The sequence below is a fragment of the Serratia aquatilis genome, assembly GCF_044865145.1.
Taxonomy (GTDB): Bacteria; Pseudomonadota; Gammaproteobacteria; order Enterobacterales; family Enterobacteriaceae; genus Chania; species Chania aquatilis.
Window position 1 is genome coordinate 4,747,173 of record NZ_CP173186.1, and the last position, 11,767, is coordinate 4,758,939.

11 protein-coding genes are annotated in these 11,767 nt (G+C 50.3%); 1 reads left to right on the plus strand and 10 read right to left on the minus strand.

Translation table 11 applies throughout. From position 1 onward, the window contains the following. Positions 1-18: 18 nt before the first annotated feature. Positions 19-513 carry a transcriptional regulator gene (locus SAQUA_RS21475; protein WP_380676219.1) on the minus strand — a complete coding sequence of 165 codons (495 nt, stop codon included), beginning with the start codon at positions 511-513 and terminating at the stop codon, positions 19-21. A gap of 1,133 nt (positions 514-1,646) precedes the next feature. On the opposite strand from SAQUA_RS21475, the gene SAQUA_RS21480 reads away from it, so the two are divergent. Next, complete coding sequence (locus tag SAQUA_RS21480) at positions 1,647-2,672, plus strand: luciferase-like monooxygenase (RefSeq protein WP_380676221.1); 1,026 nt, start codon at positions 1,647-1,649, stop codon at positions 2,670-2,672. Between the two features lie 32 nt (positions 2,673-2,704). Here the strand turns inward: SAQUA_RS21480 and yedF are convergent, their stop codons facing one another. From yedF to rbfA, 9 genes are all read right to left on the minus strand, one after another. Further along, positions 2,705-2,944, minus strand: coding sequence for a sulfurtransferase-like selenium metabolism protein YedF (gene yedF, locus SAQUA_RS21485; protein WP_317694335.1), 240 nt, complete (start codon positions 2,942-2,944; stop codon positions 2,705-2,707). Further along, entirely contained in the window at positions 2,941-4,155 is a 1,215-nt protein-coding gene (yedE, locus tag SAQUA_RS21490; protein ID WP_380676223.1) for a selenium metabolism membrane protein YedE/FdhT, read from the minus strand. The genes yedF and yedE overlap by 4 nt, the downstream gene beginning before the upstream one ends. A 295-nt stretch (positions 4,156-4,450) precedes the next feature. Further along, positions 4,451-6,391: a DEAD/DEAH family ATP-dependent RNA helicase gene (locus tag SAQUA_RS21495; RefSeq protein WP_380676225.1), complete on the minus strand. Its 1,941-nt coding sequence runs from the start codon at positions 6,389-6,391 to the stop codon at positions 4,451-4,453. Then, positions 6,381-6,461, minus strand: coding sequence for a protein YrbN (yrbN, locus tag SAQUA_RS21500; RefSeq protein ID WP_096335046.1), 81 nt, complete (start codon positions 6,459-6,461; stop codon positions 6,381-6,383). The genes SAQUA_RS21495 and yrbN overlap by 11 nt, the downstream gene beginning before the upstream one ends. A gap of 118 nt (positions 6,462-6,579) precedes the next feature. Further along, on the minus strand, positions 6,580-7,464 hold the full coding sequence (gene nlpI / locus SAQUA_RS21505) for a lipoprotein NlpI (RefSeq protein ID WP_380676227.1): 885 nt from the start codon (positions 7,462-7,464) through the stop codon (positions 6,580-6,582). Positions 7,465-7,589: 125 nt separating this feature from the next. Then, positions 7,590-9,710 carry a polyribonucleotide nucleotidyltransferase gene (gene pnp / locus SAQUA_RS21510; protein WP_380676229.1) on the minus strand — a complete coding sequence of 707 codons (2,121 nt, stop codon included), beginning with the start codon at positions 9,708-9,710 and terminating at the stop codon, positions 7,590-7,592. 243 nt (positions 9,711-9,953) lie between these two features. Continuing rightward, on the minus strand, positions 9,954-10,223 hold the full coding sequence (gene rpsO, locus SAQUA_RS21515; RefSeq protein WP_380676231.1) for a 30S ribosomal protein S15: 270 nt from the start codon (positions 10,221-10,223) through the stop codon (positions 9,954-9,956). A gap of 131 nt (positions 10,224-10,354) precedes the next feature. Next, positions 10,355-11,299, minus strand: coding sequence for a tRNA pseudouridine(55) synthase TruB (truB, locus tag SAQUA_RS21520; RefSeq protein WP_380676234.1), 945 nt, complete (start codon positions 11,297-11,299; stop codon positions 10,355-10,357). Then, positions 11,299-11,709: a 30S ribosome-binding factor RbfA gene (gene rbfA, locus SAQUA_RS21525; protein ID WP_380676236.1), complete on the minus strand. Its 411-nt coding sequence runs from the start codon at positions 11,707-11,709 to the stop codon at positions 11,299-11,301. The genes truB and rbfA overlap by 1 nt, the downstream gene beginning before the upstream one ends. Between the last annotated feature and the right edge of the window lie 58 nt (positions 11,710-11,767).

The window sequence follows — 11,767 nt, forward strand, 5'->3', positions numbered from 1 at the left end:
AGCATAGGTTCAGAGCCATTATTTCACCGAGTAGTGAAATCCAGTCTCCCTATTATCTGTACCTGAAAAACTGTACAAAGGTACAATCAGCGATCCTTGCAATGTATATCCCTTACCACGCGAAGCTTTAATAAAGCTATCATCAATACCAATTACTGCTAACCGCTCTTTAAGCTTGCTAATCACTTGAATTAACCTGGTGGAAGATGAGGACAGATTATAGTTCTCCCACACATGCACAAGGATATCTCTATTAGAAACATAACCAAAATTTGCATTCTCTAATAAATAGAGCAATAGTCTCATCATCGTTTTATGCAGTTTTAGGTAATTACTAAAATGATAATCCGAATGCGTGCCACAATCTATATTATTGTAGAGTTTAATTACCGTACCTGACTCGGCATCTATCTGGAACTCATTATTAACAATATAACCAAAAAGAAACAACCTAGTCTGTTCGCTGATGATAACTGTCCCTGCAGCCTCTTTCTTTTGAGTCATTATATCCATTATTACCCCATCGCATCACCGTTGTAATACTGCTACAACCGCCCTGATATTTTATTTATAAATCGGAGGTCTAGCATATGTCGGCCAAGTACATATTATGGTCTGCGGTATGAATGTCAATTCATAAACATTTAAGAAAATGCGTAAAGCGCAGAATTTAAATCCAATTAACTAAAAGTGATGAGTAAAAAACAGATTATTTCACCTTTATTTATAATTTTTAAGAATTAAAACTCTAAACATACAAAATAACTTATGTATAAGCATAAAACACTATTTTTTAAATTTATTCGAATATATATTCTGTTTTTTATTGTTAAATATCATTGACTAACATTAAAAAACCAAATTATTTCTTTTTTTCAGGAATATATGGTTTCTTGTAGCACACTCATACACAATATTCCCCACCTCATCCCGCTCTCTAACTATCAAAATCAATCAATTGATTTTAAATAAGTTTTAAGCATCTTCTTAAATATGAAATCATCGAAATCTTGATTAAAGAAAGCAAAAACCTTGTTAATGTGAATGCTTAAACAAACTTCTACTCCAGTAATTGAAAAAGTAGAATTATCTTTTTTTAATATAATTTCAGCTCACACCCAAGAATATTCCTAATTAAAAATAATTAACATTCGCATAACATGTTGATATTTTAATTAACATTCTTACCAAATCAGCCGAATTTTCTTACATGAAATCAGGAAAATAGGAAGGAAGTGTGCGGCCATTGGGTGGAGGGTATTAGGCTGTGTCCCTCAATTGCACGCGAGCGCCGCTGGCGGTCATTTGCGCGCAGGGCAAGGCGTGAGTCGTGAGGTTTGGTGGACCAAATAAGCGGCGAGCAACGCAGCAATGCGCGCAAATGGCCCCAGCCCGAAGGGTCGCGCCCCAAAAGCCCGTTTTCTGTGTTGTCGGGCTTGAACAGAGGGCCACTCTGCCCTTCCCCCTCCGCCTTGATAACGCGCTTTTGGGTCTGCGACGGCACCACGGGCCTAGAAGGGAGGATTACCAGCACGGATATCCTCTTCTTCATCCGTGAATTGAATTATGCTGGAACGGCTTGCAGATTTCTGCGCTCGCCCTTTAAGCGATGAACCCCATGCCCAACCCATTTGGGTATCAGCACAATGGACGATGAAATGACTGAAAATACACAGGTGCCGCTTTCGGTGCTGGATTTATCCCCGATCCCTTTGGGAGCCAAAGCGCGTGATGCGTTTCATTACTCACTGGACCTGGCTCAGCATGCCGAACAGTGGGGCTACCAGCGTTACTGGCTGGCAGAACACCACAATATGACCGGTATCGGCAGTGCGGCTACATCGGTGTTACTGGGCTATCTGGCGGCGGGAACACAAAGTATTCGCCTGGGATCCGGTGGAGTGATGTTGCCAAACCATGCGCCGCTGGTGATTGCCGAACAGTTTGGCACTCTGGAATCACTCTATCCTGGGCGTATCGATCTGGGGCTTGGCCGGGCTCCAGGAACAGATCAACGCACGATGATGGCGCTGCGCCGCCATCTCTCTGGCGAGGTAGATAACTTCCCACGTGACGTGCAAGAATTGCAGCTTTATTTCGGTGAAGTACAACCAGGGCAAGCAGTACAGGCGGTACCGGGCCAGGGATTAAATGTCCCTATCTGGCTGTTGGGCTCCAGCCTCTACAGTGCGCAGTTGGCGGCAAAACTCGGTTTGCCTTTTGCTTTTGCCTCTCACTTTGCACCAGATATGTTGTTCCAAGCCCTGGAGCTTTACCGTGAAAACTTCACCCCTTCAAAGCAGTGCCGGAAAGCCCATGCAATGGTTTGTGTGAATGTGATTGCTGCCGAGAGTGATAACGATGCACGCTTCCTGTTTACCTCTATGCAACAGCAGTTCATCAACCTGCGCCGCGGCTCGCCAGGCCCTCTGCCGCCGCCAGTAGATAACATTCACGCCTTATGGAGCGCTGGTGAGCAATATGGGGTTGAGCAAGCGCTACGCATGTCGATTGTCGGTTGTGAAAACACCGTTCGCCAAGGATTGCTGAATTTGCTGCATGAAACCGCAGCGGATGAAATCATGGTTAATGGCCAGATCTTCGATCATCAGGCGCGCTTGCGCTCGTTCGAGATTGTTGCCGGGGTAAAAAATAATTTGGTGAAGGTATAAGTATGGGCGCCATTACGGCGCCCATAACTCTTTCAACGCTGGATCAAGTACCGAATAGTTGGGCCATCCTGCTGAATATCCAACACTGTGTAGCCGTGATTCCGTGCATCGAGTGGAATGTTATTAATCGACTGCGGGCAATCACTGATCACTTCCAGTATTTCGCCCACCTTTAGCTGTGGCATCGCCTCCAGCGTTGCCACAGCCGGGTACGGGCAAGGTTCCCCCACCATGTCCAGGCGGTAATCCGGCACTAACTCTACCTGTTTCATGCTTCACTCCTTAAGTTCACCACTGAGGCATCCTGTTTGGCACGGAAGAAACGTTTCTCCCACCACAACATGGCGGCAAAGGCAATGGCCAACATCAGATAGGTTACCAGCAGTCCGCCAATTGGCCCGAAGGTATCTAATAGGTTAATCTTGTCGTAACGGGTGGCAAGAGCAGGCGACAGAGCATCCCAGTAATAAGCCAGCAGCGTAGCACCAATAATGTTACCCAAACCTACCCACCAGTAATGGATCTGTCCTTCAATCGCACGATACATCCAACCGGTTTCGCACCCCCCAGCCAGCACAATACCAAAACCGAACAGCAAGCCACCCAGTACAGCGTTAGGCCCGGCCCACATAATTTTCGGTGATACTCCCAACTGTACATAGCTGAAGATACCGATGGCGCTCACCGCCATACCGAGAATAATCGCTTTAGCCATGTGGGTACGGCCTGTGATCCACAAATCGCGAAACGCGGAGGTGAAACAGATCTGTGCCCGTTCAATCAGCAAACCGAAGCCAATGCCAAATAGCATCGCGACCCCCATTTTAGGGGCATCGAACAGTGTCCACAGCGACCAGGCAATCGCGAGACAAAAGATCACCATTCCCAATCGAAATCGGCTGCGTGCCTGCTTAGGTTTTTGCGTTAATGGCGAGGCTGCGTTAACTTTCTGCAGTTTTACCGGAATGCGGAACATTGGCAGCAGAGTAAATTTGGCACCGAAGTAAGAACCTACCGCAGTAGCCAGCGCAAAAAACCAGGCATGCAGAGAAAATTGTGGAATACCGGTAAAAAAGGCCGCTAGATTACACCCCATAGCTAAACGTGCCCCAAAACCGGCAATAATCCCACCCAGCAATGCCTGTATAATGCGAATACGGTGTTGCGGCATGCGAAGTTTTATATTGTTAGCCCATAGTGCCGCAGCAATACAGCCAGCAAACATGCCGATAATCATGCGCCCATCTATACGCTCCAGCGGTGTCCCCTGCAGGCCAATCACCTTAAAATACCCCCACTGTTCAGGGTGGAAACCAAACCATTGCAATACGTGTCCGCCCCAGCGGGTAAACTCACCCGTCACGGCCCAGAAAGTGCCTGTCATACCGAAATAATAGGTAGAGAGTATCCCTGCGGCGATCACCGCAGGCATAGGTGCCCAAAAGCGCACCAGATATTGAGATTTGAATTGCTGCCAGCTCATGGCATCTCCCGTGCGAAACATCCGAAAAATAAGCCGTCAGATAATACGCCTGTTAACAGGATGTGCTGCGACTTTAGACATAAAAAAACCAGCCCGAAGGCTGGTTGAGGTTGATGACAAAGTCGCCTTCTGACCCGAGATACCCGGGCCTAGCGCACCGAGGGGCGCTCCGACGGCTTACGCCGTTACGACCCCATCGGCACGCTCTCCCTAATAACGGGGTTTGTCAGCAGTCTGAATCAGCCCGAAGGCTGGTTTTAGTATATTAATTAACCCTAAAAGGTTATATCAACAATTATGCATCACCAAAACGACGGCGTGGTGCAGCTGGTGCGGCATCATCACGGCGTGGGGCTGGTTTGGCAGCACGGCGTTCACCGCCATTACCTGCGCCACCTTCACGACGCTCGCTGAAAGAACGACGCGGAGCAGCACCTGCCCCTTCACGGCGTTCACCGTTGAACGGACGTGCACCACCACCACGGCGTTCACCGCCATTACCTGCGCCACCTTCACGACGCTCACGGCGCTCGTTTGGCAGTGCATCACCCAGTAGTTGCATATTCATCGGCTTGTTCAGAATACGGGTACGGGTAAAGTGATTCAGGATCTCGCCCGGCATGCCTTTTGGCAGCTCGATAGTAGAATGAGAAGCAAACAGCTTGATATTACCGATATAGCGGCTGCTGATGTCACCTTCGTTGGCAATTGCACCAACAATATGACGCACTTCCACACCATCATCGCGGCCCACTTCAATCCGGTACAGTTGCATTTCACCCACGTCACGACGCTCGCGACGTGGACGCTCACCTGCACCTTCACGGCTATCTGGACGTGCATCACGACGACGCTCGCCACCACGTTCATCACGATCGTTAAACTCACGGCGTTGACGCGGTTTGAACACAGGATCCGGTGGCAGGATCAGAGGACGTTCGCCCTGAGCCATTTTCAGCAGTGCTGCGGCCAGCGTTTCCATATCCAGCTCTTCTGCCGGTTGCAGTTTAGCAAGTAGTGCACGGTACATGTCCAGATCGCTGCTTTCCAGCTGTTGCTGTACTTTAGCGGCAAACTTGGCCAAGCGACGCTCACCCAACAGTGCTGCATTTGGCAGTTCAACTTCAGGAATAGTCAGCTTCATGGTGCGTTCAATGTTGCGCAGCAGGCGGCGTTCGCGGTTTTCAACGAACAGCAACGCACGGCCAGCACGACCCGCACGACCTGTACGACCAATACGGTGAACGTAAGACTCTGAATCCATTGGGATATCATAGTTTACTACCAGGCTGATACGCTCAACGTCCAGACCACGGGCTGCAACGTCGGTAGCAATCAGAATGTCCAGACGACCATCTTTCAGACGTTCCAGAGTCTGCTCACGCAGGGCCTGGTTCATATCGCCGTTCAGCGCTGCGCTGTTGTAACCGCTGCGCTCCAGCGCTTCAGCTACTTCCAGGGTCGCATTCTTGGTGCGTACGAAAATAATCGCTGCATCAAAATCTTCTGACTCCAGGAAACGCACCAGAGCTTCGTTTTTACGCATCCCCTGCACAGTCCAGTAGCTCTGGCTGATGTCTGGACGAGTAGTGACGCTGGACTGAATACGTACTTCCTGCGGATCTTTCATAAAGCGGCGTGTAATACGACGAATCGCTTCCGGCATGGTTGCAGAGAACAGCGCGGTCTGATGCTCAGCCGGGATCTCCGCCATAATGGTTTCTACATCTTCAATAAAGCCCATGCGCAGCATTTCGTCAGCTTCGTCCAGCACCAGACCTTTCAGGCCGGAGAGATTCAGCGTACCGCGTTTCAGGTGATCCAGCAGACGGCCTGGAGTACCTACTACAATTTGCGGGCCCTGACGCAGAGCACGCAGTTGCACGTCGTAACGTTGGCCACCGTACAGTGCCACTACGTTCACGCCGTGCATGTGTTTGGAGAAATCGGTCATTGCTTCAGCAACCTGAACCGCCAGTTCGCGGGTCGGTGCCAGCACCAGGATTTGTGGTGCCTTAACAGCTGCATCCAGATTGTGCAGCAGGGGCAGCGAGAACGCTGCCGTTTTACCGCTACCTGTCTGAGCCATGCCCAGTACATCGCGGCCGTTCAACAGGTGAGGAATACACTCAGCCTGGATCGGTGATGGTTTTTCGTAGCCCAGATCGGTCAGAGCAGAAATGATCGGAGCAGATAGCCCCAGGTCAGCAAAAGAGGTTTCAAACTCAGTAGTCATGTACACGTGCCTCATTAATAATGGCAGCCAGTCTACATAACTCGTCGAGAAAATTTTCAGTCATTTTCATTGAAAAGTGTGAACCGGCTCAAATTAGATTATAAAACAGACAAAAAAGCCATCGCCCGCCAAGGCGATTACTTTGGTTAAAAAAACCAATGTATATCAGGCTGATAATTGTCCGTCAGCTATTGCTGGTCCGATTCCGATAGGTCGTCTTGTTCTTGGCCTAACAGCGCCAATTCCAACAATGCATAGCGGTGCTCAACAAAGTTATGAACATTGTTAGCCACCGTCAGTTTGAACAGCGCCAAAGCGGTGTTCTTGTCCCCCAGACTTAGGTAATGCTTACCTAAATAGAAGTCAGTTTCACTGAGATGCTCAGCGAGCGAAGTGTTATCCGTTGCATCTGCCTTGAGCCTTTCCATCAGCGTTTTTTCGCTGATTTTGCCCAGGTAGAATTCGACAATATTCCATCCCCATTGCCCTCTGTCCGCTTTTTCGTAACGCTGTTCAAGCGCTGCGACAGCCTTCTTGGGATCGATTTCTCTTTCCGCAAGATAAAGCCATAAAGAACGGAAGGGATCGTTTGGGTCGTCTTGATAAAACGCCTGCAGATCATCCTGCGCCAACGGGAAGCGGCCGCCATAATACAATGCGATGCCCCGGTTTAAACGCGCGTAATTGTAAGTTGGATCAAGCTCTAGTACAGAATCAAACGCTTCATAGGCAGCATCAAAATTGCCTGCCTGCGTTAAGTAAATGCCCAGGTAGTTGAAAACTTCCGGCATATCAGGACGTATCGCTAGCGCTTGTGAAAAATCATTGCGCGCCAGTGCACGTAACCCAAGACTATCATACAGCACACCGCGCTCATATAAAAGCTGCGCGCGCTCTTCGTCCGTCAGTGCCCGGCTGGCAAGTATTTGTTCCATGCGCGCCAGGATCACTTCCTGCTGCAGCGTTGGCTGCAACGGAATAGCCAGAACTTCGTCTTTACGCCAATCATGGTTGCTGCATCCTGCCAGCAATAGTGCTGTCGCAACATAACACCAGCGCAAGAAAGGCTTCATTTCCCACTCCCGAAGACAAACATTGGATGAACGTCCTGTCCTCCGCTTGCTAATACGCGAGTATCCTACTCGCTCGACAAGAACAGCCCCTGCCTGCGCAAGGGGCTGTAAAACTGCTGATACAGTTACTCTGCTTCTGGTACAGGAGCCGCAGCCGCTTCAGGCGCCGTAGCTTCTTTGATGCTGAGGCGCACACGGCCCTGGCGATCCACTTCCAGTACCTTAACCGGTACTTCCTGACCCATTTGCAGATAATCGGTCACTTTCTCAACGCGCTTGTCAGCGATTTGAGAGATGTGTACCAGACCTTCTTTACCGCCGCCGATGGCCACAAAGGCACCGAAATCAACGATACGGGTAACTTTACCCTGATACACGCGGCCAACTTCAATCTCAGCAGTAATCTCTTCGATGCGGCGGATCGCGTATTTCGCTTTCTCACCATCGGTAGCAGCGATTTTCACTGTACCATCATCTTCAATTTCAATTGTAGTCCCTGTTTCTTCGGTCAACGCACGAATCACAGAACCACCCTTACCAATCACATCTTTGATCTTGTCTGGATTGATCTTAATGGTATGAATGCGCGGTGCAAACTCGGAGATATCGCCACGTGGAATGCTGATTGCCTGTTCCATCACGCCCAGAATGTGCAGACGAGCACCTTTGGCTTGGTTCAGAGCTACCTGCATGATTTCGCGGGTGATGCCTTCGATTTTGATATCCATCTGCAGGGCAGTGATACCCTCACGGCTACCGGCCACTTTAAAGTCCATGTCGCCCAGGTGATCTTCATCACCAAGAATATCAGACAGAACCACAAAGTTTTCTTCTTCTTTCACCAGGCCCATTGCGATACCCGCAACCGCTGCCTTGATTGGCACACCCGCATCCATCAGTGCCAAAGAAGCACCACAGACGGAAGCCATTGAAGAAGAACCGTTGGATTCGGTGATTTCAGACACCACACGTACGGTGTACGGGAAATCCTCCGGCTTAGGCATCATAGCCAATACGCCACGTTTTGCCAGACGACCATGACCAATTTCACGGCGCTTAGGTGAACCCACCATGCCGGTTTCACCTACGGAGTACGGAGGGAAGTTATAGTGGAACAGGAAGTTATCGGTCTTCTCGCCCATCAGTTCGTCAATGTTCTGCGCGTCACGTGCGGTACCCAGCGTGGCGGTAACCAGCGCCTGAGTTTCACCACGGGTGAACAAGGCTGAACCGTGAGTACGCGGCAGAACGCCAGTACGAACATCCAGACCACGGATCATGTCTTTCTCACGGCCATCGATGCGAGGTTCGCCGCGAAGTACTCGGCTACGTACCACATTCTTCTCAACGGTACCCAGGATGTCCTGAATTTCACCAGCATCCAGCGTTTCGTCTTGAGCCAGCAGGGTTTCCACTACGCTGTCTTTGATTGCATCAACCTGAGCGTAACGCTCCTGTTTTTCGGTAATGTGGTAAGCATCACCCAGACGGATTTCAGCCAGTTCCGCAACGCGTGCATGCAATGCTTGGTTCACCGGGGCAGGCTGCCAATCCCACTTCGGTTTACCCGCTTCACCAACCAGAGCATTAATGTTTTCGATAACCACTTGCTGTTGTTCATGGCCGAACACCACAGCACCGAGCATCTGATCTTCGCTCAGTACGTCAGCTTCGGATTCCACCATCAGCACAGCACCTGCAGTACCGGCAACCACCAGATCCAGACGACTTTCTTTCAGTTCGTCAGTTGTTGGGTTCAACACATACTGGTTGTTGATGTAACCCACACGCGCAGCACCGATTGGGCCATTGAACGGAATACCGGACAAGCTCAACGCTGCAGAAGCACCGATCATTGCAACAATGTCAGGGTTAACCTGCGGGTTGACGGAAACCACGGTCGCGATCACTTGTACTTCATTCAGGAAGCTGTCTGGGAACAGTGGGCGGATTGGGCGGTCAATCAGGCGCGAAGTCAGGGTTTCGCCTTCGCTCGGGCGGCCTTCACGGCGGAAGAAGCTCCCCGGGATACGGCCAACGGCGTAAGTACGCTCCTGGTAGTTCACGGTGAGTGGGAAGAAACTCTGGCCTGGCTTGGCTTTTTTCTGGCCCACTACGGTAACGAATACTGCGGTATCATCCATGCTCACCATAACAGCAGCAGTGGCTTGACGTGCCATCATACCGGTCTCGATAGTGACGGTATGTTGGCCATATTGGAATTTGCGAATGATCGGTGTCAGCAAAATTTAATCCTTGGTTGGCGGCGCGCAATCGTATTGACGACTCGACACGCCTTTGATTTAACTTGCCTTCTCACTACATCCTCGCGACTAATGACAATCCTTACCGCTCACCGGGATAAGAGCTCTCATTAGCCGCGCGAACCTCTGTAATGGAAGGTCCTCTCTAATACATTAACCTGATTTGCTTATGCTTCCTAGAAGAAAGGGGCCAAATTAGGCCCCTTTCCACTGAAACTCGCTAGATTAACGACGCAGACCCAGACGCTCGATCAGGCTGGTGTAACGCGCTACATCTTTACGCTTCAGGTAGTCCAGCAGCTTACGACGCTGAGAAACCATACGCAGCAGACCACGACGGCTGTGGTGATCTTTTTTGTGTTCTGAGAAGTGGCCTTGCAGATGGTTAATCTGTGCAGTCAACAGGGCAACCTGAACTTCAGAAGAACCGCTGTCGTTAGCATCACGACCGAAATCAGCTACGATTTTAGCTTTAGCTTCAACACTTAGAGACATTGTAATACTCCAGATTATAGATAATAAATACAGGTGCCGATCTCTAATTCAGCAACCCAATGCATAAGCTGCGCCATTCTACTCTTATCCCCACCATCCTTCAAGCTACTGCGGATGGCCTGGCTGGTCGGTCAGTCGAAATATTCGACAACCAGACGGCGCGGAGCAACTCGGCCATCATCGGCAATTTCGCCAATACCGATAAATTTCCGTGCTTCGCCTTCGGTAATACGTACCAGACCAGAAACCGGTGCACTGGCAACCTGCACCGGTTGCCCCTGCTTAACGTAAGCGGCTACCGCTGGTAACAAGTTCACTTCCGGGAAATCTTCAGCGGGACTGTCCATTGGCATCAACAACGGATCGAGCAGAACGCCAGGCGCAATGCCCTCTTCATGAGCCTGCTCCAATAAAGAGTTTAATGCTTCCAGCGTCACCATACGGGCAATCGGGTACTTTGCCACCTGCAGACGACGCAGATAGATCACGTGCGCACCACAGCCCAGTAATTCACCAAGATCGTCGGTAATGGTGCGAATATAGGTGCCTTTCGAGCAGTGGATCTCCAGCTCGAGTTCATCCCCTTCCCAACGGATAAACTGCAACTCATAAACCGTGATGCTGCGCGCCTCTCGCGGCACTTCGATACCCTGGCGAGCATATTCGTACAGTTTCTTACCTTGGTATTTCAACGCGGAATACATGGAAGGGACTTGTTGAATATCGCCACGGAAAGTATCAAGAGCTGCGTCAAGCTGGGGTTGTGTGAAATTCACAGGCCGTTCTTGCACCACTTGCCCATCTGCATCCGACGTGTCCGTACGCTGACCCAAGCGGGCAATCACGCGGTAGCGTTTGTCTGAGTCAAGCAGGTATTGAGAGAACTTGGTCGCTTCACCAAGGCAGATTGGCAGCATGCCGGTCGCCAGTGGATCGAGCGCACCAGTATGGCCCGCACGATTGGCATTATAGATACGCTTTACTTTTTGCAGGGCGTCGTTAGACGACAGGCCCTGCGGTTTATCCAACAGCAGTACACCGTGGATGTCACGACCACGACGGCGAGGGCGACTCATTAAGCCTCCTCGTCATCGCCTGATGCGGAGCGGCGCTCAGCGTCTTTCTTCACTACATTCGTCACCAGGTTGGACATACGCATGCCTTCAACCAATGAGTTGTCGTAGGCGAACGTCAGTTCCGGTACTACGCGCAGGCGCATCGCTTTGCCTAGCAGTGTCCGGATATAGCCGGAAGCGTCCTGCAACGCTTTAATACCGTTGGTTACCAGGTCCGGATCGTGGTTTTCAGTAAGGACGTTCAGGAAGGTGACGTAAACTTTGGCGTAAGCCAGATCGCGTGAAACTTCCACACCTGAAACGGTAGCCATGCCGATGCGCGGATCTTTGACTTCGCGTTGCAAAATGATAGCAATCTCTTTTTGCATCTCTTGCGCCACGCGTTGACCGCGGCTGAATTCTTTTGCCATTTGGAAATCCTCCAGACAAATAGGGGGGCACAAGGCCCCCCTAAAACAGATTTAAGCG